Source organism: Bacillus sp. HU-1818 (genome assembly GCF_022695965.1).
GTDB lineage: Bacteria > Bacillota > Bacilli > Bacillales > Bacillaceae > Bacillus > Bacillus atrophaeus.
Window position 1 is genome coordinate 274,854 of record NZ_JAAPBE010000002.1, and the last position, 22,176, is coordinate 297,029.

General features: G+C 42.4%; 24 protein-coding genes and 1 pseudogene. 13 read left to right on the top strand and 12 right to left on the bottom strand.

From position 1 onward, the window contains the following. Nucleotides 1-10: 10 nt before the first annotated feature. Nucleotides 11-1,381 carry a sucrose-specific PTS transporter subunit IIBC gene (locus GXP75_RS06695; protein ID WP_214915917.1) on the bottom strand — a complete coding sequence of 457 codons (1,371 nt, stop codon included), beginning with the start codon at nt 1,379-1,381 and terminating at the stop codon, nt 11-13. Between the two features lie 551 nt (nt 1,382-1,932). Further along, nucleotides 1,933-3,882 (bottom strand): minor protease Epr, encoded by a 1,950-nt coding sequence (locus tag GXP75_RS06700; RefSeq protein WP_242556428.1) that lies wholly within the window; start codon nt 3,880-3,882, stop codon nt 1,933-1,935. Between the two features lie 262 nt (nt 3,883-4,144). Between GXP75_RS06700 and celB the strand changes: the two genes are divergently transcribed. After that, on the top strand, nt 4,145-5,497 hold the full coding sequence (gene celB / locus GXP75_RS06705) for a PTS cellobiose transporter subunit IIC (protein ID WP_013390690.1): 1,353 nt from the start codon (nt 4,145-4,147) through the stop codon (nt 5,495-5,497). A 57-nt stretch (nt 5,498-5,554) separates the two neighbouring features. Here the strand turns inward: celB and GXP75_RS06710 are convergent, their stop codons facing one another. Next, entirely contained in the window at nt 5,555-5,938 is a 384-nt protein-coding gene (locus GXP75_RS06710) for a glyoxalase GlxA (protein ID WP_003326381.1), read from the bottom strand. A gap of 122 nt (nt 5,939-6,060) precedes the next feature. Between GXP75_RS06710 and GXP75_RS06715 the strand changes: the two genes are divergently transcribed. Continuing rightward, nucleotides 6,061-7,248, top strand: a complete 1,188-nt coding sequence (locus GXP75_RS06715; protein ID WP_003326382.1) for a class I SAM-dependent rRNA methyltransferase — start codon at nt 6,061-6,063, stop codon at nt 7,246-7,248. 38 nt (nt 7,249-7,286) lie between these two features. Here GXP75_RS06715 and GXP75_RS06720 read toward each other — a convergent pair whose 3' ends face one another. Then, the gene (locus tag GXP75_RS06720; protein WP_003326383.1) at nt 7,287-7,484 is read right to left on the bottom strand and encodes a YwbE family protein; all 198 of its coding nucleotides are present in this window, start codon (nt 7,482-7,484) and stop codon (nt 7,287-7,289) included. Nucleotides 7,485-7,637: 153 nt separating this feature from the next. Then, nucleotides 7,638-7,830 (bottom strand): annotated as a pseudogene (locus GXP75_RS06725) (LrgB family protein); the annotation flags it as partial. 491 nt (nt 7,831-8,321) lie between these two features. On the opposite strand from GXP75_RS06725, the gene GXP75_RS06730 reads away from it, so the two are divergent. From GXP75_RS06730 to GXP75_RS06740, 3 genes are all read left to right on the top strand, one after another. Beyond that, entirely contained in the window at nt 8,322-9,119 is a 798-nt protein-coding gene (locus GXP75_RS06730; protein ID WP_242556429.1) for an ABC transporter permease, read from the top strand. A 706-nt stretch (nt 9,120-9,825) separates the two neighbouring features. Next, the gene (locus GXP75_RS06735; protein WP_242556430.1) at nt 9,826-10,521 is read left to right on the top strand and encodes an ABC transporter permease; all 696 of its coding nucleotides are present in this window, start codon (nt 9,826-9,828) and stop codon (nt 10,519-10,521) included. Between the two features lie 12 nt (nt 10,522-10,533). Further along, a complete protein-coding gene (locus GXP75_RS06740) occupies nt 10,534-11,175 on the top strand; it encodes an ATP-binding cassette domain-containing protein (RefSeq protein WP_242556431.1) in 642 nt (213 codons plus the stop codon). 84 nt (nt 11,176-11,259) lie between these two features. Here GXP75_RS06740 and GXP75_RS06745 read toward each other — a convergent pair whose 3' ends face one another. Then, nucleotides 11,260-11,937, bottom strand: a complete 678-nt coding sequence (locus GXP75_RS06745; RefSeq protein WP_242556432.1) for a CidB/LrgB family autolysis modulator — start codon at nt 11,935-11,937, stop codon at nt 11,260-11,262. Continuing rightward, nucleotides 11,919-12,305, bottom strand: a complete 387-nt coding sequence (locus GXP75_RS06750) for a CidA/LrgA family holin-like protein (protein ID WP_003326391.1) — start codon at nt 12,303-12,305, stop codon at nt 11,919-11,921. Before GXP75_RS06750 ends, GXP75_RS06745 begins: the two co-directional genes overlap by 19 nt. 107 nt (nt 12,306-12,412) lie before the next feature. Here GXP75_RS06750 and cidR point away from each other — a divergent pair, with 107 nt between their 5' ends. The 4 genes from cidR (at nt 12,413) to GXP75_RS06770 (ending at nt 15,616) form a co-directional block, all read left to right on the top strand. Next, nucleotides 12,413-13,318, top strand: coding sequence for a cidABC operon transcriptional activator CidR (gene cidR / locus GXP75_RS06755; protein WP_242556433.1), 906 nt, complete (start codon nt 12,413-12,415; stop codon nt 13,316-13,318). Between the two features lie 6 nt (nt 13,319-13,324). Beyond that, nucleotides 13,325-14,140 (top strand): hydroxyethylthiazole kinase, encoded by an 816-nt coding sequence (thiM, locus tag GXP75_RS06760; protein ID WP_242556434.1) that lies wholly within the window; start codon nt 13,325-13,327, stop codon nt 14,138-14,140. Continuing rightward, entirely contained in the window at nt 14,140-14,808 is a 669-nt protein-coding gene (gene thiE, locus GXP75_RS06765) for a thiamine phosphate synthase (protein ID WP_214915930.1), read from the top strand. Before thiM ends, thiE begins: the two co-directional genes overlap by 1 nt. Before the next feature lie 202 nt (nt 14,809-15,010). Beyond that, the gene (locus tag GXP75_RS06770; RefSeq protein ID WP_003326397.1) at nt 15,011-15,616 is read left to right on the top strand and encodes a DsbA family oxidoreductase; all 606 of its coding nucleotides are present in this window, start codon (nt 15,011-15,013) and stop codon (nt 15,614-15,616) included. A gap of 51 nt (nt 15,617-15,667) precedes the next feature. Here the strand turns inward: GXP75_RS06770 and GXP75_RS06775 are convergent, their stop codons facing one another. From GXP75_RS06775 to GXP75_RS06790, 4 genes are all read right to left on the bottom strand, one after another. Further along, a complete protein-coding gene (locus GXP75_RS06775) occupies nt 15,668-17,209 on the bottom strand; it encodes a solute symporter family protein (protein ID WP_242556435.1) in 1,542 nt (513 codons plus the stop codon). Continuing rightward, complete coding sequence (locus GXP75_RS06780) at nt 17,206-17,520, bottom strand: DUF485 domain-containing protein (RefSeq protein ID WP_214915935.1); 315 nt, start codon at nt 17,518-17,520, stop codon at nt 17,206-17,208. The genes GXP75_RS06775 and GXP75_RS06780 overlap by 4 nt, the downstream gene beginning before the upstream one ends. Before the next feature lie 116 nt (nt 17,521-17,636). Further along, nucleotides 17,637-18,314, bottom strand: a complete 678-nt coding sequence (locus tag GXP75_RS06785) for a glycosyltransferase family protein (protein WP_214915937.1) — start codon at nt 18,312-18,314, stop codon at nt 17,637-17,639. Next, nucleotides 18,311-19,000, bottom strand: a complete 690-nt coding sequence (locus tag GXP75_RS06790) for a class I SAM-dependent methyltransferase (protein ID WP_214915940.1) — start codon at nt 18,998-19,000, stop codon at nt 18,311-18,313. Before GXP75_RS06790 ends, GXP75_RS06785 begins: the two co-directional genes overlap by 4 nt. A gap of 18 nt (nt 19,001-19,018) precedes the next feature. On the opposite strand from GXP75_RS06790, the gene GXP75_RS06795 reads away from it, so the two are divergent. Beyond that, complete coding sequence (locus GXP75_RS06795; protein ID WP_242556436.1) at nt 19,019-19,180, top strand: hypothetical protein; 162 nt, start codon at nt 19,019-19,021, stop codon at nt 19,178-19,180. A 101-nt stretch (nt 19,181-19,281) separates the two neighbouring features. On the opposite strand, the gene GXP75_RS06800 is transcribed toward GXP75_RS06795, so the two are convergent. Further along, nucleotides 19,282-19,443, bottom strand: a complete 162-nt coding sequence (locus tag GXP75_RS06800; RefSeq protein WP_214915943.1) for an anti-repressor SinI family protein — start codon at nt 19,441-19,443, stop codon at nt 19,282-19,284. Nucleotides 19,444-19,813: 370 nt separating this feature from the next. Between GXP75_RS06800 and GXP75_RS06805 the strand changes: the two genes are divergently transcribed. The 3 genes from GXP75_RS06805 to GXP75_RS06815 all read left to right on the top strand — a co-directional run bounded on the left by GXP75_RS06805 (nt 19,814) and on the right by GXP75_RS06815 (nt 22,176). Beyond that, nucleotides 19,814-20,458, top strand: coding sequence for a TetR/AcrR family transcriptional regulator (locus GXP75_RS06805; RefSeq protein ID WP_214915946.1), 645 nt, complete (start codon nt 19,814-19,816; stop codon nt 20,456-20,458). An 84-nt stretch (nt 20,459-20,542) separates the two neighbouring features. Then, nucleotides 20,543-20,926: a GtrA family protein gene (locus GXP75_RS06810; RefSeq protein ID WP_242556751.1), complete on the top strand. Its 384-nt coding sequence runs from the start codon at nt 20,543-20,545 to the stop codon at nt 20,924-20,926. 77 nt (nt 20,927-21,003) lie between these two features. Then, entirely contained in the window at nt 21,004-22,176 is a 1,173-nt protein-coding gene (locus GXP75_RS06815; protein WP_242556437.1) for a galactokinase, read from the top strand.

The following is a 22,176-nucleotide window of genomic DNA, read 5'->3' on the forward strand; positions in this document are numbered from 1 at the left end:
AATAGAATGCTCATTCTTTCTCTTCTTTAAACCCCAGAATTAAAGTAGCAATGAAAGCTGAGACCGCTGCAATCGAAAAACCGATCATATAATGAACGAAATTCGTTACGCCGAGCGGCAGAATAATCGAAATCATCGGGATGCCGGTTAAGCCGTATGAATTTGAAACGACATGCATAGCGGCAACATACGCGCCGCCCAGCGCCCCGCCGATGGATGCCCCGATAAACGGCCTGACCAGCTTTAAGTTAACGCCAAACACGATGGGTTCAATTATACCCAAGAAAGCTGAAAGGGAAGCTGGAATTGATATTTTTTTTAAGTTGGCATTTTTGGTTTTGAAAAAAACCGCTAATCCTGCTCCGCCCTGAGCCACATTCGCCATAGACCAGATTGGCAGCAAAAAGTTAACGCCGATTTTAGGATCTGCAAGCAAAGATGCCTCAAATACATAGAAACTGTGATGTAAACCGGAGAGAACAATTAATGAATATAGCCCTCCGAATAAAAACCCGGCCGCAGTTCCGGCATATTGATACACGAAATCTAAAAGAAAAGTAATGATATGACCGATGAATGTTGCCGCAGGCCCCATCACCGTGAGTGCGATAAACCCTGTCACCATTACCGTAATAAAAGGGATAATCACAAGATCAAGAGAGTCCGGTATCAGCTTTTTTAATAGTTTCTCAATTTTACTCATGATATAAACAGATAAAAGAATGGGGATGATTGTCCCCTGATAGCCCATTAAAGGAACATGCATGCCAAACAAATGTAAAGCCTCGGGCGTTTGACTGCCAAGCATCGAAGGGTCAAGCAAGTCAGGGTGAGTAAGGATTCCTCCTATGACCGCTCCTACAAATGGGTTGCTTCCGAACTGTTTTGCCGCGCTGAAACCAACCAATATCGGCAATATAATAAAAGCCGAGCTCGAAAAGATGTCGAGCATATTGAGAAATGGGCTATGCGGAGAAATCCAGTTGAACACTTTGATCATCCCGATAAGCCCCATAAGCAAACCGCTTGCTACGATCGCGGGAATAATGGGGACAAAGATGTCGGATAACGTCTTGGCAAACCTCGTGATCACATTCATTTCGTGATTTGATGCAATAGGCTGCTCCGTCTGATCCTCTTGGCATAGCTGGATGACTTCTTTATAGATTTTATTAACAATCCCCGCTCCGAAAATAATTTGGAATAATCCATATCTGAAAAACGTCCCTTGTACACTCTGCATGTTCTCAATCGCAGCGATATCTATTTTAGTCTCGTCTCGGACTTCGAAGCGCAGCCGAGTTGTACAATGGGTGATATTGATAATATTTTCTTTTCCTCCTGCCAGAGGTAATAATTCTTTTGCAATGTCTTTATGCAACAATTATAACCTCCTATTATGCAAAACTGTTACTATGCATTTCACCTGTTATATCCTATCAAATGAAAAGAAGACAGGCAAAATGATTTTCGCGTTTTCTCTTCTTGCATGCTTAGCCTAAAAATACCCGCGTCAGTGACTCGGGCGGCAAAACATCGTAAAGAGAGCCGCTTTTAAAGGATTTCGCCTGCCGGCGGCTGAAACAGTGTGTTTTTGATAGAGCCGAAATTCAAGAAAGATTTTACAGATTTCGGATTGCGTTGTGTTCTTCAAAGCAGGAAGAGAGATATAATAAAAAAAGACCTAAAATATGCAAAGGACAGCAGCCGAAAAGCGCGTAAACAGCGCTAAATGGGCATACGTCTCCCTTTTACACATTTTAGGTCTTGCCTGCTTCACCAGTAACAATCCCAGCCTATTTTATGATCTCTATCTCCCATTCTATTCTGTTCGTGACTTCATATCAATAGTATAAAAAACCTATATATCAATCATGAAACAAGAGGAAAAATCCTTTAAGGCTGTCAGGCCGGCCCTAAAGGATTTTTGTTTTATTTCTTTGGTTTAATATGGTTCAGCCGCTTTTGCAGCTTTGTTTTTTCATTGGATGCTTTTAATTGATTGACCGCAGATTGAGCTGATGTCTTTGATTTTTTCGTTTTGTCTTTTTCGGCTTTTTTAACTTTGGCTTTTGCGTTTTCGACTTTTTTCGCTTCGGTTGCGGCCACTTTTTGCTTCACTTTGTCTAATCGTTTTTGTAACGACGTTTTGTCTTTGCCTGATTGGAGTTCGTTGACTGCTTTTTGGGCTTTATTTGCGTTTGAATCAGTTTCTTTCTTTTCAGCTGCTGCTACCGTTTGCTGAGCTGTTTTCAGAAGGCTGTTTTTTACGTTGTTGAGCCTTTTTTGCAGAGATGTCTTTTCAGAACCGGCAGGCAGTTTGTTGACTGCGGACTGAGCGCTGTCAATATCTGTTTTCTTTTTGTTTTTTTCAGCCTTCGACACTTTGTCTTTTGCCTGCTTTGCTGTGATATATCGTTTCACCTGATCAAGGCGTTTTTGCAGGTTCGTTTTTTCTGTTCCCTTCGGCAGTTTGTTGATGGCTGCTTGCGCGGTATCAACGGTTTTCTGTGTCTTATATTTTTCCGCCTGAACGGCCTTGTCCTTCGCCTCTTTTACGTTTAGGGCTGCTTGGACTTTGTCTAATCTGTTTTTCAGCGCTGTCTTTGCTTCTGAATTTGAAAGCCGGCTAACAAGTCCTCTTGCTTTGTTGATATCGGTTTGTTTTTTTGTCTGTTCGGCTGTTTTCACGGCTTGTTCAGCCGCGGTCAAGGCTATGTCCTCTTGCTGTGCTTGATACTGAATGAGACCGTAGCCGAATTGCTGATCTCGTCCGGTTTCTCCGAGATCCTCGATGTTTTTCTGCATTTGCGTACGAAGCTGTGCATTCGTGTCGGACGGATATCGCTGCTTTAAGATCGCAAACATGGCAGCCGCATGCGGTGTCGCTTGAGAGGTGCCGCTTCCCGTCGCATAATATTGGTTCAAATAAGTGCTCGTGATCTCTGTGCCGGGAGCTGAAAATTCGATTTCGTTTCCTGTGGTGGAAAAAGATGCGAGCTGATTATTATGATCTGTCGCTGACACTGCAATGACACTGCTGTATGCCGCCGGGTAATTGACAGGCTGATGATTTCCTTCGTTGCCGCTGGCCGCGACGAGAAGCACACCTTGTTTATATGCTCTGTTCATGGCGTCATGAAGAATCTGGCTGTCTGAAGACGTGCCAAGGCTCATATTGACGATATCCATTCCATTCGCTATCGACCAGTCGATCCCTTTGAGAAGACCTTGAAGATCTCCCGAGCCGTTCTGATCAAGCGCTTTAACCGCATATATTTGTGCTTCCGGTGCGATGCCGTCAATTCCGTAGCCGTTATGCTTGGCTCCGATAATCCCGGCGACATGTGTTCCGTGGCCGTTATCATCTTTGTAAGAAGAGGTGTAACTGACAGTTGAGTACCCGCCGGCAAGCGACAGGTCGTCGTGGGGAGAGATCCCGCTGTCAATGACAGCGATTTTGACGTTTTTGCCTGTCAGCCCATCCTTCCAAGCCTGTTTGACCTGAATCGGTTCAAGGCTCCATTGTTCGAAGTTGTCAGAAGTGGCGGTGTCCTCTGACAGCACCTTTGACAGCACCTTGAGGTCTGTATTGTCCGCTGCGGTGAACGTGACATTGTTTTCGACATACAAAATATCAGGGTCCTGTTTGAATTCTTTTACTGTCTCTTGATCTGCTGTGACAGCTACCGCCGGAAGATGCTTATACTGCTGCTCAACCTCAGCATCACTGTCCAGGACGGTTTCCTTGCCGTCTTTGTTTTTATAGACCACAATGATCTCTTTCTTGTTGCTGTTTTCTGCATGTGCAAGAGGCCCTAGGGCGAGAAAACTGAAAAACAGAGTGACTGATACAACAAGTTTGCAAAACGTGTTTTTCATGGCTCTTCTCCTTTTTCTATGATGTTTGATATATATATCGGAGGAAAATGTGATTTTGAAAGGAAAGAAGAGACTTTCTATGAAAAATGTTGAGTCACTGCTCATGAAAAAAGAGGAGTTCACTTTACTCCGAAAGCTCATATGTATTTTTTTTCCGTTAAAAGTGGAAAAAATCCATATGCAATTGTAAGCGTTTTCAAAATATGATAAAGAAAATACAGCAAGGCTGTTCACACAGAAAAATGAAAAGGGGGCTTTTAACATGAGTGGATTTAATGAGTTTATGGAAGAAAAAGTCATGCCTGTGGCAGGGAAAATTGCCGGGCAGCGACATTTAAGCGCCTTGCGTGACGGAATTGTTCTTACGATGCCGCTGATAATTATCGGATCAGTCTTTTTAATCCTAACAAGCCTTCCCATTCCGGGTTACGCCGATTTTATGGCGAGTATATTCGGGGATCAGTGGGCGGTTAAACTCGCCTATCCGGTAAACGCCTCATTTGATATTATGGCGATGATTGCCGCCTTTGGCATTGCTTATCGGCTGGCGGAAAGCTACGGGGTGGATGCCCTTTCGTCCGGGGCGATTTCTATTGCGGCTTTTTTATTAGCAACACCGTTTGAAGTGCCGTTTACGCCGGACGGTTCAACGGAATCCATTCTCGTTGGAGGCGGAATTCCGATTACATTGCTTGGCAGTAAGGGACTGTTTGTCGCCATGATTATTGCCTTATTTTCCACCGAAGTATATCGGTACATCATTCAAAAAAATATCGTATTTAATATGCCTGACGGTGTACCGCCTGCTGTCAGCAAATCATTTGTCGCGCTGATTCCAGGCTTTATCATCATTTTTCTTGTGTGGCTTGCGCGCCTTCTGATTGAAATGACGCCGTTTGAAAGCCTGCACAATGTCGTAGGCGATCTGCTTGGAACACCGCTCTCAATCCTTGGCGGCAGTCTTGGAGGAAGCCTTGTCGCAGAATTGGTGCAAATGCTTCTCTGGTCATGCGGAATTCACGGCGCTTCCATTATTGGCGGCGTCATGGCGCCGATTTGGTACGGGGCAATGGATGTCAACCGCCTTGCTTTTCAGGCAGGAGAAGCGCTGCCGAGCATTTTTACCACGCAGTTTTTCCAAATCTGGATCAATGTCGGCGGAAGCGGCGCCACGCTGGCACTGGTGCTGACAATGCTTGTTCGGTCCCGCAGCAAACAGATGAAGCAGCTTGGCAGATTGGGAATCGGCCCCGCCTTATTTAATATCAATGAACCGATTATATTTGGAATGCCGATTGTCATGAACCCTCTGTTAATTGTGCCTTTCATCGTCACGCCGCTGATAACAATTACAGCGACTTATATCGGCATGAGCACCGGCTTGGTGGCAAAGCCCGCGGGAATTGCCGTTCCATGGACAATGCCGCCGCTTATATCGGGATATCTTGCGACAGGAGGCAAAATTTCCGGCTCCGTCATGCAGCTTGTGAATCTGCTGATTACCTTTGTCATCTACTATCCGTTCTTTAGAATGTGGGATTTTCAAAAATGGAAAGAAGAAAGTGAGGCCGACCAAACCGCTTCTGAAACAAAAGAAACGCCCCTTGATATGTAAGCGCTTAGAAAAAGACAGGCAAAAGCAAGCGGATCACTTGCTTTACCTGTCTTTTCTTTATCTTTGGAAAAACTCAATCCACTCGCGGTCGGGTCCTTCGATATAAAAATAACGGTATCCGTTTGGAAGTGTAGTAATCTCTTCATCAATGAATGTGGCTTCCATTCTCTGCGCTTTTGTAAATTCCGCTGCGATGTCATCCGTTAATAAGGCGATATGATGCACCTTTCCTTCAGATGGAAGCTCGCTGCTGTAGCCTTGGATCAACTCGATTTCTGTTTCAGGGCCATCTTGAAATCCTAGAAAGGCGAGTTCAATTACACCGTTTGTGTGGGTGATACGATCCTTCAATTTCATGCCGAGTACTTCTTCATAAAACGAAATGGATGTATTGATGTCCTTTACCATGATGCCCGTGTGGTCAATTCTTTTTGTCGCCATGATGATCCTCCTGAGTATCTCTTTTTGTCTATCGTAGAAAAACCTTTCCTTTCTGTTAATGCAGACATCTTGAGGTTTTGTGGTACGATAAGAAAAAGCAAACAGAAAGAGGAAGGACATATATGAAGCTACTCACTCTAAAAAAAGCATTCGCTGAAAAAATAAAAAAAGGCTATCCGCTCATTGAAAAAGAAGCCCTCGCCGGCAGCGCGGCGCACCTAAAAGAAGGCGATCTTGTTGATATCGTAACGGAAAGCGGCGAGTTTCTCGCACGGGGCTATTATGGCCTGCAAAATAAGGGAGTCGGCTGGGTGCTGTCCCGCAATAAAGAGGAACAAACCGACCGGGCTTTTTTTCTGCGTAAATTAACAAAGGCCGTACAGGAAAGGGACCATCTCTTTGCTGCATCTGATACGACGGCTTTTCGCATCTTCAATGGCGAAGGCGACGGGGTCGGCGGTGTCACCATTGACTATTATGACGGATACTTGCTGCTTCAATGGTACAGCCAAGGCGTTTATACTTTTAAACAAATGCTGATTGCCGCTTTGGATGAGCTGGATATTGATTATAAGGCAATTTACGAGAAAAAACGCTTTGATACGGCAGGACAATATGTCGAGGATGATGACTTTGTCAAAGGCGAAAAAGGCGAGTTTCCAATTATAGTGAAGGAAAACGGCATTCAATTTGCGGTCGATTTAAACGATGGCGCCATGACCGGCATCTTTTTAGACCAGAGGCATGTGCGGAAGGCGATCAGAGACCGCTATGCAGACGGGAAGACCGTTTTAAACACGTTTTCTTATACAGGGGCATTTTCAGTCGCGGCGGCGCTTGGCGGAGCGGACAAAACAACAAGCGTTGATGTCGCCAACCGCAGTTTGGCGAAAACGATTGAGCAATTCAGTGTGAACAAACTCGATTATGAGGCCCACGACATTAAAGTAATGGACGTCTTTAAATATTTCTCCTATGCGGCAAAAAAACAACTGCGCTTTGATCTGATTATTCTCGATCCGCCTTCCTTTGCCCGTACAAAAAAGCATACATTCAGCGCGGCTAAGGATTACAAAAATCTTCTGAAAGAAACGATAGCGATCACGGCTGATAAGGGCGTAATTGTGGCATCCACGAACAGCAGCGCCTTCGGAATGAAGAAATTTAAAGGCTTTATCGACGCCGCGTTCAAAGAAACAAATGAACGCTATACCATTTTAGAAGAGTATACGCTGCCTGAGGACTTCAAAACGATTCCAGCGTTTAAAGAAGGAAATTACTTGAAGGTTGTCTTTCTTCAAAAAAAATAAAGATATAAAAAAGCTGCTCGGTTCAAGAGCAGCTTTTTTTAGGTTGAAATAATATGCTGGACGCGGCCGACACTGCCATCTTCAAGCCGAACTTTAATCCCATGCGGGTGAAAGCTTGATTTCGTCAATATGTCTTTCACTACGCCCCTTGTCAGCTTTCCGGTTCTTTGGTCCGCTTTTAGGACGATATCAACCTCCAAGCCTTTGGAGATATTGCTTCGCTGCTGGCCGTTCATAAAACACATCCGTTCTTCTGCGCTGCATTGCGCTTTTTTTCTTCGTATTCATTATAGTATATCAATGCTTATAAAGATAATGATGAAAAATAGCGAAGCACATGACGGAAAGCTAAAAAACGACTGTCTCATTAAAAGCGGACAGTCGTTTTTCTACATAAATGAAAGCAAAAACGGCGCAGCACAAAGCGTCATAATCGCCGCAAGAATCATTGATACGCTGGAAATCGTGCCGGACACAGAGCTGAGCTCAAATGCTTTTGACGTTCCGGCTCCGTGCGCTTGTGCCAAGCAGCACGCCCCGCGCGATTTCGTTATCAAAGCGGAAATAGTGAATGATCCTCGGCAATCTATCATCTGGGGAAGGGATTTCTTTGAAAAAAGCAAAAAAAATACAAATGACTATTTGACTAATGGAAACTATTTGTATATAATCCTTATCTATCTAATAAAAAGGAGTTATTAGGGTACCATGTTAATGCATATACGTCAGCAAGAACCAAGTATAATGATTCTTTGGTGTATCAAAAAAACTCTTGGATAGGTAAAGATCGCACATTACGTTTATGAGTTGTTGATAAAGATAAAAAAGATACTGTATCAGGCGGTCACTACATAGATATTACGAGCGGTCAACATAAGAACATTCCAAATGTTGCATACGAGAAAAATGGTAAGACTTCTGTGAGAGTAGCTGGAGAAGTAAGAGGTACTTCAAACGCAGTAGTTATTTCTGCAAAAGGAGTTTGGAGTCCTGATAGTCACAGATAGATAGAATTTTCCTAATAACTAGAAAGGATTTTATTCTTTCTGGTTATTTGAATTGGAGGTTTTTTTTTGTTTTATCAACTGTTAAAAAATAATATCAAAGATGTTTTAGGGTCGAATAAATACAAATTCTCCTTATTAATTATGATTATCCTTTTTGCAATAGATATTTTTGTGTCTGTCTATCAAAAATTTACTCTTCCTTTTTTTGATAAAGCGCATTTGAGCTTTTCGCTATATTTCTGGCTAGGTACAAATGATTGGGCTATTAGTGGGATGTTAATCTTTTTATTTGCTTTAATTTCTTGTTTGCCGTATAGCACAAGTGTATTAGAAGAAAAGAAAAGCGGTTATTTTCAATTTGTTATAACTCGCAGTTCTGTAATCAAGTATTTTGGAGCAAAATTGATAACAGCATTTGTTAGTGGTGGTTTCTTGTTTGTTTTTCCATTTATATTATCGTTTGTACTAATGACAGTAATGTTTGGGGATAATTTAACAAGTGGACAATTTGTTGAAAACTATCATATGTTCCATCAGCTTGTGAAGTATCATCCAAATATGTACATGTTAATATATATATTAATTTTGTTTTATTATGCAGGTTCTTTTGCAATTCTGGGAGTATGTCTGTCCAGTTTCTTAAAGAATAGGTATCTAGCATATTTGGCTCCATTTTTAATTGTTTTAGTTTTAGAACCTGTATTTGAAATTTTTTATCCGCAGTTATCACCGATATTATTAATGAATCCTATTCAATCGATTACAGGAATTTCAGTATTTTATGTTTTTGTAGTACCATCTTTCGTTTTAATATTATCTTTAATAGGCTGTTTTATTGGAATGAAAAAATATGCTCAGTCATAATTTTTTGTATTACTTGCTAAAAATAAATCATACAAGGATTTTATTTACTCTTATAGCTCTGATGTTGTTGAATATGAGTGTATTTTATAATAATACATTAAACGAAGTAACAAACATTAGCTTTATAAGGATTCTTTCAAATATATTGGGCTCACCTACGAGTTTCATGACAGTGTGTATTTTTTTATTAAATATGAATAGCTGGCATTTTTCAAATTATGTTGTTTCCCGTTTCAATAACAGAAAGATTTTTTTTCGATTTCTATCAATGCTTGTTTTGTTAAGAACTATTGTGTTTTTAGTATTATCAATATTAACCACAATCCTTACGGCATTGATTTTAAAACCTGGTATGTTTATGAATAGTCTTCAGATTGTTAATGTGGATGAAGTGATGCAAATAATATATTTGCTTTTAGGATGGTTAATGATCTTAATTATTGTGCAATTAATTATTTTAATGTTCGAATTAAAGCTCCCTGTTTATGGAACTTTAATTGGTTCAATTATTGTACTTATGATTTTATTCAATGATATGTACGACTCTTTTTCTATTTTATTCATTCAAGCTATATCTTCTACCATTGATTATTCACTTTATAAGTTGTTTTATGACAGATTGTATCTTTTGTTTGTAATTGTTTTTCTGACTTTAATTTGCGTGAAATTAACAAAATCTTTTCAAATGTTGAGGAGATAACAACGAATGTATTTATATGATATGAAAAATGTTTGGAGACAAAATAAATGGGCATGGATAATTTGGATTGTTGTTAATATTTTGTTGCTGCTTCTGATTGTCCATAGCCTGCAAATGATTAATATTAATTCAGTTTGGGAGTCAATAATGGGAAATAGAGTTTTTTCTTTACCTTTCCCTTATTTCTTTATTTGCGGTTTTTACTTGTTATTAAACGGTAATTATTTATATTATCAACGAAGTAACATGCTTTCTCTTACCCTTACTAGATGTTCATCAAGAGAACGTTGGTTATTTGGTAAACTACTTTACACTATATTATTAAGTTGCAGTTATTGTCTGTTACTGATTTTATTAGTGCATATAGCAGTTTTTATTGGACATGGAAGTTTTAACTACAACAATGATACAATCTACACATTTTTTACAGTCTTCTTAACATTTGTGATTTGTGGTATATGTCAGTCTGTATTTACTTTAAGAGTAAAACCCATTCTGTCCTTCATCATAGTATATGGATTGTTGATACTGCCTGTGTGGGTAAACATTCCTTTTATTCCAGGCAGCTATTCTTTTGTCAGTTATGCGTTTCAACTACATGCAGATTATGTTCATAGTAGTTATTTGCTTTTCTTTTTTCTTATTATGATTTTTTGGGTAATTTTAGCGATAAGGAGAATTAGTCGTCAAAACTTTTTCTAAAGGGAGAACAATATGTCTTTTACAATAAAATTAGAGAATGTAACAAAAACGCTGAACTCCAACATGGTAGTAAACAATGTTTCGCTGCAGTTGGAATCAGGAAACATTTATGGGTTTAGAGGCGCTAACGGTTCAGGAAAATCAATGCTTTTCAGAGTTATTTCAGGGCTCCTGGTGCCTGAAAAAGGGGTTATAACTGTAAATCAAAGTATTTTACATAAGGATATTTCGTTTCCAGAGAGCATGGGAATTGTTATTGAAAATCCAGAATTTATCCCTCATTTAACTGGTAAACAAAACTTAAAAGTACTTGCTTCTATCAAAAAGCAAGCGACAGACATGGATATAAATCATGCCTTAAATGTTGTGGGTTTGGACAAGAATGACTCAAGAAAATATAAGAAGTTCTCATTGGGGATGAAACAACGATTAGCTATAGGGCAAGCTATAATGGAAAATCCAGATTTGTTGATACTTGATGAACCAACAAATGCACTGGATGAAGCAACGATTGATAGAATTAAGATATTTTTGAATGAATATAAAAAAAGAAACAAGTTAATTCTTATTTCAAGTCACGATAAATATTTTCTAGAATTAATTAGTGATCAAATATATGAAGTGAAAGAGGGGCGCGTAACTATTCCTAAGTAATATTGATTAATTATAAATAATATAAAAACACCACTTCTCTTATTAACTCAGAAATGGTGTTTTTTATATTTATTTATGAATCTCTTACATAAATGAAAGCAAAAACGGCGCAGCACAAAGCGTCATAATCGCCGCAAGAATCATTGATACGCTGGAAATCGTGCCGGACACAGAGCTGAGCTCAAATGCTTTTGACGTTCCGGCTCCATGGGCGCTTGTGCCAAGCAAAACGCCTCTTGCGATTTCATTGTCGATGCGGAAATAGCGGATGACCATCGGGCCGATGATGGTTCCCAACAAGGCTGTCAAAATGACAAACACAGCGGTTACCGCGGGCATTCCGCCGATCATTTCCGAAACATTCATCGCAATCGGCGTTGTCACTGATCTCGGGACAAGACTGTCAATTAAGCCTGTGCCGAGGTGAAGCCATTTTGCAATGAGAGCTGTTGAAATAATGGCGATGCAAGAACCGATTGCCACGTTCAAAATGATTTCAACGGCGTATTTTTTTAAAATCGGGAAATATTTATAAAGCGGAATAGCGAACGCGACAGTTGCCGGCTGAAGCATATCGGTCAGCATTTCACCGCCAAGATTATATGTCTCGTACGGGACATTCACAAGCAGCAGCAATCCGACTAAAACAGCGGGCGTCACTAACAACGGTGATGTATAAACTTTCGGATGGCGGGCATATACCTTTTTCGCCCCCATATACACCAAAACCGTTAAAAACAAACTTATAATTCCGATGAACACGTATTTTTTCTCTCCTTTCTTTTTGCGATAAGCTGTGTAAGCGTTCCTGTAGACACCATCACGACAAACGTGCTGATCACCACAACAAGCAAAATACTTACACCGAATTTTGACATGATGTCTCCGTATTCAATCACTCCGACGGCAGAGGGGATAAAAAATAAAAGCAGCTCCCCAAGAAGCCACACTGCACCAAGCTCTATCCATTCAAGTTTGATGATTTTAAAATGAAGCAATGTGAAAAGAATCACAATCCCGATTATACTGCCGGGAATATTTATATGCAGAACCGCTGTCAGCAAGTTCATCAGGCGCGCAAATATAAATAACAGAGCGATTTGAATAACGGTAAGCAACATTTTTTTCATATTGATGCCTCCCTTTATATAATGAGTATACACGAGGCTATACTATAGGTAAAATACATATGTTGAATACTAACTATTCCTTTTGTCTATAGAAAGGACTGAAGCAAATGGATATCCGCCATCTGACATATTTCTTGGAGGTTGCACGGTTTAAGAGCTTTACGAAGGCTTCGCAGTCATTATACGTATCCCAGCCGACCATCTCAAAAATGATTAAAAATCTTGAAGCGGAGCTTGGAATCGAGCTTTTCTATCGGAACGGCAGACAGGTTGAATTGACTGATGCAGGCCAAAGTATGTATATACAAGCTCAAGAAATCATTAAATCATTTCAAAACTTAACGTCAGAGCTTAATGATATTATGGAGGTCAAGAAGGGGCATGTGCGCATCGGTTTGCCGCCGATGATCGGATCAGGGTTTTTTCCGAGAGTACTCGGCGATTTTCGTGTGAATTATCCTAACGTGACCTTTCAGCTTGTCGAGGACGGATCAATTAAAGTGCAGGAAGGGGTAGGGGACGGCTCTCTCGATATTGGGGTCGTAGTTCTTCCCGCAAGCGAGGATATGTTCCATTCCTTTACCATTGTAAAGGAAACCTTGATGCTTGTCGTTCATCCGACTCACCGCTTGGCGTCTGAGGAAGAAAGCAGTTTAAGCGATCTGAAGGATGAGCACTTCATCTTCTTTAGGGAGGATTTTGTCCTTCATAACCGAATTATGATGGAATGTATAAAGGCCGGTTTCCGTCCCCATATCATTTATGAAACATCACAATGGGACTTTATCAGCGAAATGGTGTCCGCTAATCTTGGTATTGGGCTGCTGCCGGAACGAATCTGCCGGGGCCTTGATCCTGAGAAGGTGAAAGTAATACCGCTTGTTGATCCGGTCATTCCTTGGCACCTCGCGATTATCTGGAGAAAGGACCGCTATTTGCCCTTTGCGGCAAGAGCTTGGCTTGAGCACACGAAATCATATTTATGGGGCCCTAAAAAAGAGAGAAAAGGATGATGTAAATTGGATGCAAAAACAGCAGCGAAACACTTAGTAACCGTTAAGCAAACAAGCCCGCTTGTCCACAGCATAACCAACAATGTCGTTACGAATTTCACCGCCAACGGCCTGCTGGCTCTGGGCGCGTCTCCCGTTATGGCCTACGCTAAAGAAGAGGCGGCAGACATGGCGAAAATCGCTGGAGCTCTCGTCTTAAATATTGGCACGCTCAGTAAGGAATCGGTGGAAGCGATGATACTTGCAGGGAAGTCAGCGAACGAACATGGCGTGCCGGTTATTCTTGATCCCGTCGGAGCGGGAGCCACGTCGTTTCGCACCAAATCTGCCCGTGACATCATCAGTGAGGTCCGTCTTTCCGCCATTAGAGGGAATGCGGCCGAAATAGCAAATACCGTCGGTGTTGAGAATTGGATGATAAAAGGCGTAGACACCGGAGAAGGCGGAGGCGACACGATCGGGCTGGCTAAAACAGCGGCCCAAGAGCTGAATACAGTCATCGCCATTACCGGTGAAATAGATACGATCGCAGACACATCAAACGTATATACCGTTCGTAACGGCCACAGGCTGTTAACGAAAGTGACAGGGGCAGGCTGTCTGCTCACATCGGTCATCGGCGCTTTTTGTGCGGTGGAAAAAGACACATTGGAGGCAGCGGTATCGGCCATTGCCTCATATGGCGCCGCGGCCGAGCTGGCTGCAAGGCATACATCACATCAAGGGCCGGGAAGCTTCCAGATTGAACTGCTGAACCAGCTCTATTCACTTTCAGAAAAAGAGATCATTGAGCTTGCATCAATAGAAAGGGTGACAGAATGATGAGACGTATTTCTCGGGAAATGATGAAGGATTTATTATCGGTTTACTTCATTATGGGATCTAATAATACAGAGGCTGAACCGCTGTCAGTTGTGCAAAAAGCATTAAAAGGCGGTGTCACTCTGTTTCAATTTCGGGAAAAAGGCAGTAATGCGCTAATCGGCGCCGATCAGCTTGTATTTGCTGAAAAGGTGCAGGCCGTATGCCGAAAAGCCGGTGTCCCGTTTATCGTAAACGATGATGTCGAACTAGCAGTAAAACTCAAGGCGGACGGCGTTCATATCGGGCAGGATGACGCAGACGCAAAAGAGGTCAGGGCCGCCATAGGCGATATGATTCTTGGCGTTTCCGCCCATACGATGTCTGAGGTCAAGCAGGCCGAGGCAGACGGCGCAGACTATGTCGGTATGGGACCGGTATACCAGACAGAAACGAAAAAGGATACAAAAGCAGTGCAGGGCGTTTCTCTGATTGAAGCGGTTCGGCGGCAAGGAATCAGCATCCCGATAGTCGGCATTGGGGGCATCACGTTAGAAAACGCCGCTCCTGTCATTGAAGCGGGCGCAGATGGTGTGAGCATGATCAGCGCCATCAGTATGGCCCAAGATCCGGAAGAGTCCGCGCGGCATTTTTATCAAGTGATTCAAAAGCAGAAGCCAACCAGCTAAGCAAAGTTATAAAGGACGAGCCGGAAAAATTCGGCCGCCTATTTTTGAAATCTGAGGGCTGCCGCCTTACAAGCAGCCCTTTTTTGCATGCCATAAAAACCGCCTGAAAAAAAGGAAGTTTCTTTAGCTTCTTTTTTAAAAAAACTAGTTGTAACTTTTTAAGTTACAGTTTATGATAGATATAAATTGAAAGGAGACAACTATGACCGTACACATTAAAGTATATTCAGATTATGTATGCCCATTCTGTTACGTAGGGAAGGCTTCCTTTGAAGAAGCCATAAAAGGAAAGGATGTCGAAGTGGAGTGGCTCCCGTTTGAACTGCGTCCAAGCCCGGCCCCTCAATTAGACCCGGTAAATGATCCTGCCAAGCAGCAGATGTGGAAAACGTCTATTGAACCGATGGCGCAAAAGCTGGGAGTAGACATCAAGTTCCCGAATGTATCACCGCATCCATACACAGATTTGGCATTTGAAGGGTTTCACTTTGCTAAGGAACACAATAAAGGGCATGAATATAACACAAGAGTGTTTACCGCATTTTTTCAGGAAGAACAAAATATCGGGGACATTGAAGTTCTCACGAAGCTTGCTGAGGAAGTCGGGTTAGACGGCGAAAGGTTCAAAGCCGCACTCGAATCGAGAACATATCAGGGCACACAACAAAAAGCCCTTCAGCACGCTTACGAAGAAGCTGACATCACAGCTGTCCCCACGTTTATCATTGGGGACGAAAAAATTCCAGGCGCCGCAAGTAAAGAAATGTTTGAAAAAATAATTGAGCAAGAATCAAATAAAATGAGCTGAGGCTGTCCTATGGAAAAAAGCTCTCTAAACAACCGTTTAGAGAGCTTTTTGCTATTTCTGATTCATATGAATTCCGGTGTGGGCCTTCACCTGAATTTCTGCAAACGTATCTTCATCTGTTTTGTTTTTAGACGAAAGCAACGTTCCGAGCCACGCACCGAGGAAGCCGAGCGGAATGGAGATGATTCCCGGATTAGAAAGCGGAATCAGCGGGTCGCCGATAAAAATCGCTCCTCCCGCCGGGTCCCATATACTCGGACTCATTGATACAAGGATGAGCGCACTCAAAAGTCCTGTAAGGCTTCCCCATAAAGCGCCTGCCGCGTTGAATCGTTTCCAGAAGACAGTGAACACAATCAGCGGAAGATTCGCGCTTGCGGCGACCGCAAAAGCCAGGGCGACAAGAAATGCGACATTCAGCGACTGTGCGAAAATCGCAAGAATGATAGAGAGAACAGACACGGCTACAGAAGCCCATCTGGCCGCTTTCATCTGCTCTTTCTCAGTCGCGTTTCCTTTTCTGATGATTTGGCTGTAGATATCGTGGGCGAAGGCTGAGGCCGCAGACAGCACAAGCCCTGTTACCACTGCCAGAATGGTGGCGAAGGCGATCGCTGAGACAAACGCAAACAAAAAGTCTCCTCCAAGCGCCTTGGCGAGAAGCGGAGCGGCCATGTTACCGGCTTGATCCGCCGCTGTAATGGCGTCAAATCCGACAAAAGCGGCCGACCCAAACCCGAGAAAGACTGTCATGATATAAAAAATGCCAATGATCCATGTTGCCGATACCACAGACGTACGTGCGGTTTTGGCATCCTTGACGGTATAAAACCGTATCAAGATATGGGGCAGCCCAGCCGTTCCCAAAACGAGTGCCAAATTTAAAGACAATGTCTCAAGCGGCACTTTATACTTGTTGCCGGGATTTAAAAAGTCGGCGCCGAGCGGTGTGGCGGTCTTCATTTGTTCAAACATTGTATTGAGATTAAAGCCGAATTTAGAAAAAACGATGATCGAAATGACAAGTGTTCCAGCCATGAGCAAAACGGCTTTAATAATTTGCACCCAGCTTGTGGCAATCATCCCGCCAAACACGACGTAAATGGTCATGAGCACTCCGACAATCAGTACAGCGACCGTATAATCAATTCCAAGCAGCAACTTGATCAGCGCGCCCGCTCCCACCAGCTGGGCGATCATATAGAGTGTTGAGATCGCAATCGTATTAAGGGCGGCAACACCGCGGATTTTTTTCTGTTTAAACCGTGCCGCGATCATATCGGCCATCGTGTATTTGCCGAGATTTCGAAGCGGCTCGGCGACAATATACAGTACGACGAGGTAAGCGACAAGAAACCCGATGCTGTAAAAAAATCCATCAAAGCCATTCAGCGCAATCATTCCGGCAATACCGAGAAAAGACGCAGCCGACATATAATCCCCGGCAATCGCCAGTCCATTTTGAATACCGGACAGCCCGCCTCCCGCGGTATAAAACTCACTTGTCGTTTTCGTCTGCTTCGCGGCAAAATACGTAATGACAAGCGTCAGCCCTACAATCAGCAAAAACAAAATAAAAGCGGTCGGATTCATGATTTTTCACCTCTCAGCTCTGATTGTAATGCGCTTGCAAAACGATCGAACTGAGCTGCCTTTCTGGAATACAATGTGCTGAGTGTCCAGGTCATGACAAACTGAGCCATGGCAAACAGCCAAGCCCAAGATACAGCCCCTATTGCCGGTTTGTTCAAAAAAGTAAAATAAGACGTTAAGACAGGCAGAAAGAAGTAAAATGCAAAAAAGAAGATCGTAACGGGTACAATAAATGCGTGTTTCTGTTTTAAAAAGGTTTGAAAAGACGGCGATTCAGCAATTTGCTTGTAATTGATTTCCCGGTCAGACATGGCTTTCCTCCTTTTAATGGGGATGAAGCAAGGACAAAGGTACATCAATAGGTATGAGCTGAAAGTTTGATTTATTCGTCAATATCACCGCCGAAAAACAAAAAATCAACAGTCTGCTAGCGGGGACTGTTTGTGATATAATGCCTGACAAATATCTTTCTGTCTTTTTCATACGCTTCTGCGTCAAATGAATCGCCGCAGTAATGAAGGCACCAAGGTTCTTCCTGCCGGGCAATGCCGATTTGAAAACCATGTTTTTGAAACTCAATGGATTGGGAGGAATCGTAAAAATGAAACCCCTCAAACAGGTCATCCCGCCATTTTAGATCATATTGGGTAGCGATTAATAAACCGTCAACAGCTTCAGCCGGCGTAAACGAATGGTTTTCGCTGCCGCTGCTTTCGAATTGCAGCGTAGAAAAGCAGCCCGCTCTATATTCAATCACTTTTCCGGCCTTCCGCTCACTTTCCCACCATATTCCGTTTGAAGGCATTGTCTCACATCCGGCCACACCAAGCAGCCCCAGCTCTTTATTTTGTTGAAAAAGCTGGAGCACATCATTCAGGAAATTCCGATGGATAATAAATGTATCTTGATGCAGGTAAACTTTGTATTTGGAAGGATGATCCAAAGCGAGATTATAAGAGGATGCCATACTAGTTGAACCGCGTACAGGCAGAATATCATAGGAGTAAGAAGGAGGCACGGCAAGATGCAGAATATGGCGGATGCATTGGCTGTAAAGCGCCTCATCGTTTACGCAGACAACAAATAAGACAGACGATTGGTTCATTCTCCTTTTCTCCCGGCTTCAATGACATATTGGTAAGCAGACGCCTCAGTCAAAAAATCTTGCCGAATGCCGAGCTGAACGCACACCCTATGCAAAGCCTCAACTGCATTGTGATAAGAAGGGTGATTAACGCGAATCGTTTCAATTGATTTGATGGTATAGCCGCTCTCCGTAAATAAAGCGTAAAGCTCATGAAGCGTGAAAAAGCGTAAATGAGTTTGATCCATCAAGCCGGCTTTTGTATACGTCCATTTTCCCGCCAACAGTTCCAACACTACAGAGATGTGCCCGACATTCGGCACACAGGCAAGCACAGTGCCATCTTTTTTTAAGTGAAGGCGAAGATTTTCCAGCACTGACCACGGATTGACAAGGTGCTCCAAAACATCGCCGAATAATATGCAGTCAAATTGCTCCGGCTCATAAGGAAGCGCCAGTCTTTCAATATCTCCGCATAAGACATGTGCCAGCTTGTTCCCCGCTTGTTGGGCTGCATCGGGAAATGCCTCAATACCATAAACCGTAATGCCTTGATCTTGCAGCGCTTCACCTAAATTTCCCGTGCCGCAACCGACATCCAGCACCGTCTTCCAATGGCGGTTTATTTTTTTCAGCAGATAGGGGTTCAGCCCCTCGTAATAGTTCTTTTTCTTTTGGTCATAAAAGGGAAGGAAATCTGAATTCATTTGGGTATCACCTCTTAAATGGCAGTTATTGCTCATGATATGTGCCAAGAGGTGATCGTATACCCGGCTGTCAGCCTGACGGAGGTACACAAACAAGCGGGGCGTCTATTAAAGATATTATGGGGAGCTGCTCCGAGAATAACCAATGCTTGTCCATCAAGCCGGTTCATTCATAGATGAATCAGAACCTTGCCGAAGGAAGGGCTTATGTGAAAACTCAGATCGGCTAATAGAGTAGAAATCATATATTAGATCATGGATAAAAGATCCGCCTTTTAACGTTAGTCGTGGCGGATGTATGTGTGCAGTGCCGAGTTCTTCTTCACCACTTTTTCTGATTCTAAAAATTGTCTGACATCATCAATGCATAAACCCATGGTTCTGGCTTCTTGAATTAACCTATGCCAATCTTTGTCTAAATCCTTCTCTACATGAGTTTTCATAAGACCCTCCAATTGAATAAAATGTTTTCCCGCAACATTTGTGCAATAAGATAGAGACCAAGCCGGCGCGCCGATTTAGCGTCTGTGCAACAAATTTCACACATTGCTGTCCTGCTATCGCAAACAGAAGGGAAATTCACCTACCTAATCCCTAAAAAACTGACTAAAATAACCAAAAAACATAAAAGATCCTTAACCCTAATAATAAACAATTAAATACTGACTGGGTAGTATGTAAATTAAAATAAATCATATTCCCTATTAACATTTACCCTCTATATCCGAATATCATCTTCTGTCCGAGAAAAAAATACCGCTAAAGAATTATCCGGTGTAAGATAAGATTATGATCAAACGGCTGGAGTAAAAAATGAAAAAAAACAAATTTCAGATAAAGAGAGAAGAAACGTTTGAGCGTTTTCTTGACGCAGGCCTTACTTTATTAATTGATAAAGCATATGACATGGTGTCTATAGAGGAAATCAGCAAAGCGGCGGGGTTTAGTAAGGGAGCATTTTATGTTCATTTTGAAGGAAAAGAAGACTACTTAAAGCATCTCTTAGACCGTCGGAAGATAAGGAAAAGGATCATCACTGATTATCTTAATGAAATTGAAAGGATATCAGCGCGGCCTTTGACTTTGCAGGATGCAGCCGGCAGAGCGGCTGAATTGCTGTTTTGCCACCTCAACAGCAAACCATCTTGGGACATTGCATCATTTGCGTTAAATATGCCCACTTATAAAGTGCTGCAGGAGTACAAAGCCTATTACATGCTGTACGAACTTTGGATAGAAGAAAATATCTTTTATATTCAATGGCTGAAAGAGAGAAACCTCGTTGAAGACAGTATTGATACAGAATATACGGCTAAACTAATGTGTGCCGCGATCGACGGAATTGTTAAGCAATCAAATGTGTTAGGGACTTCTGTGTCATTTCGCAGTTTATTTGATGCACTTTCCGTCTTTTTAAAAGCAGATAAGAATTCAGATGATAAAACCCCATTATGCTAGTCAGATTTTAAGGCAAAATGATATGCTAAATAGAAAAGATTTCAAGAAAGCGAGGAACATATGAAGCAGTACAGAGAGATGATCATGTACATCATTATGGGCATTTTTACAACCGCGGTGAATATCTCGAGCTTTTATATCCTGGTAGAGATTCTTGATACGGATTACAAAACCGCGACGGTAATCGCATGGATTTTGTCTGTTCTTTTCGCTTATATAACGAATAAGATTTATGTGTTTCAGCAAAAAACAAGCGACATGCGGAGCCTCCTAAAGGAGCTTACGGCGTTTTTCAGCGTGCGTTTGCTGTCTCTCGGGATTGATTTAGGAATGATGATTTTACTTGTCAGCCAATTTCACACAAATGAAACGTTAGCCAAAATACTGGATAACGTAGTGATTGTCGTAGTGAATTATATTGCAAGCAAATGGCTGGTGTTTAAAAAAACGACAGAAGAGGGTGTGTAAAGCCAAAGCAGCAGCTTATCGGTTTCACAGGGGATTTTCCGGGAAATAAACAATAAAAGTCATGAAAGGTGATGCACATGCGGGAAGCGGTTAAGGGGACGTTTGCAAGTGTTTTCGGGAAGCAAGACGGATTAAGGTTTTTTTTCGCACCGGGAAGAGTGAATATCATCGGAGAGCATACTGACTATAATGGCGGGCACGTATTTCCATGCGCTCTGACAATCGGTACATTTGCTGCTGTTTCTCAAAGAAAGGACCGGCTGGTTAGGATGTTTTCGGAGAATTTTAAGGAAACAGGCGTAAAAGAATTCAAGCTTGATGACCTCCGTTATACCAAAGATGACGATTGGGCTAATTATCCAAAAGGCGTTATTTTTGAATTTCAGCAAAGAGGATATGCAATTCCCAATGGCTTTGATATTGCTTTTTCGGGAAATATTCCAAACGGTGCCGGGCTTTCTTCTTCTGCTTCTATTGAACTGCTGATGGCTGTTGTGCTTCAAACCTATTTTCATCCTGAGTTGAATGCGCTTCATTTGGTGGAAATGGCTCAGCATGCGGAAAACACGTTTATCGGAGTAAACTGCGGGATTATGGATCAGTTTGCAATCGGGATGGGGAAGAAAGGCCACGCCATGCTCCTTAATTGTGACACGCTGTCCTATGAATATAGCAAGCTTGATGTTTCAGGACTTTCTTTAGTCATCGCCAATACGAACAAAAAAAGATCACTTGCGGGATCAAGCTATAATGCGAGACGGCAGGAATGCCAAGAAGCACTCCGAGACCTCAAGACAGAACTGGAGATTGCATCATTGGGTGAGCTCAGCCCCTCTGATTTTGATTCGTATGCCCATCTCATCCAAAATGAAACGAACAGGCGCAGGGCAAAGCACGCGGTCTATGAAAATGACCGTACGATCAGAACCGCTGAGATGTTCAAGAAAAACCAACTTGATGAAATTGGGTCATTAATGAAAGAATCCCATCTTTCTCTGAAAAACGATTATGAAGTCACAAGCCCCGAACTTGATGAATTGGCGTATGCGGCATGGTCCCATGAAGGAGTTATCGGCTCAAGAATGACGGGGGCAGGATTTGGCGGCTGTACGATCAGTATCGTGAAGGACCAGGCGGTTGAAGACTTTATTGAAAAAGCGGGAGCTGCCTACAAAGAAAGAACAGGAATTAAAGCTGATTTTTACGTCGCGGACATAGGAGAAGGCGCGGGAGAACTGAAGGGGGATTGA

Bases quoted from the DNA above. Each gene is read 5' to 3' on its own strand.
- GXP75_RS06790 (WP_214915940.1), bottom strand. From the start codon at position 19,000: ATGAATTCAGATTTCCTTCCCTTTTATGACCAAAAGAAAAAGAACTAT.
- GXP75_RS06750 (WP_003326391.1), bottom strand. From the start codon at position 12,305: ATGAAAAAAATGTTGCTTACCGTTATTCAAATCGCTCTGTTATTTATA.
- GXP75_RS06710 (WP_003326381.1), bottom strand. From the start codon at position 5,938: ATGGCGACAAAAAGAATTGACCACACGGGCATCATGGTAAAGGACATC.
- GXP75_RS06720 (WP_003326383.1), bottom strand. From the start codon at position 7,484: ATGAACGGCCAGCAGCGAAGCAATATCTCCAAAGGCTTGGAGGTTGAT.
- GXP75_RS06715 (WP_003326382.1), top strand. From the start codon at position 6,061: ATGAAGCTACTCACTCTAAAAAAAGCATTCGCTGAAAAAATAAAAAAA.
- GXP75_RS06805 (WP_214915946.1), top strand. From the start codon at position 19,814: ATGAAAAAAAACAAATTTCAGATAAAGAGAGAAGAAACGTTTGAGCGT.
- GXP75_RS06780 (WP_214915935.1), bottom strand. From the start codon at position 17,520: ATGTCTGACCGGGAAATCAATTACAAGCAAATTGCTGAATCGCCGTCT.
- cidR (WP_242556433.1), top strand. From the start codon at position 12,413: ATGGATATCCGCCATCTGACATATTTCTTGGAGGTTGCACGGTTTAAG.
- GXP75_RS06700 (WP_242556428.1), bottom strand. From the start codon at position 3,882: ATGAAAAACACGTTTTGCAAACTTGTTGTATCAGTCACTCTGTTTTTC.
- GXP75_RS06810 (WP_242556751.1), top strand. From the start codon at position 20,543: ATGTACATCATTATGGGCATTTTTACAACCGCGGTGAATATCTCGAGC.
- GXP75_RS06775 (WP_242556435.1), bottom strand. From the start codon at position 17,209: ATGAATCCGACCGCTTTTATTTTGTTTTTGCTGATTGTAGGGCTGACG.
- celB (WP_013390690.1), top strand. From the start codon at position 4,145: ATGAGTGGATTTAATGAGTTTATGGAAGAAAAAGTCATGCCTGTGGCA.
- GXP75_RS06800 (WP_214915943.1), bottom strand. From the start codon at position 19,443: ATGAAAACTCATGTAGAGAAGGATTTAGACAAAGATTGGCATAGGTTA.
- GXP75_RS06735 (WP_242556430.1), top strand. From the start codon at position 9,826: ATGTATTTATATGATATGAAAAATGTTTGGAGACAAAATAAATGGGCA.
- GXP75_RS06740 (WP_242556431.1), top strand. From the start codon at position 10,534: ATGTCTTTTACAATAAAATTAGAGAATGTAACAAAAACGCTGAACTCC.
- thiE (WP_214915930.1), top strand. From the start codon at position 14,140: ATGAGACGTATTTCTCGGGAAATGATGAAGGATTTATTATCGGTTTAC.
- GXP75_RS06815 (WP_242556437.1), top strand. From the start codon at position 21,004: ATGCGGGAAGCGGTTAAGGGGACGTTTGCAAGTGTTTTCGGGAAGCAA.
- GXP75_RS06770 (WP_003326397.1), top strand. From the start codon at position 15,011: ATGACCGTACACATTAAAGTATATTCAGATTATGTATGCCCATTCTGT.
- GXP75_RS06795 (WP_242556436.1), top strand. From the start codon at position 19,019: ATGGCAGTTATTGCTCATGATATGTGCCAAGAGGTGATCGTATACCCG.
- GXP75_RS06785 (WP_214915937.1), bottom strand. From the start codon at position 18,314: ATGAACCAATCGTCTGTCTTATTTGTTGTCTGCGTAAACGATGAGGCG.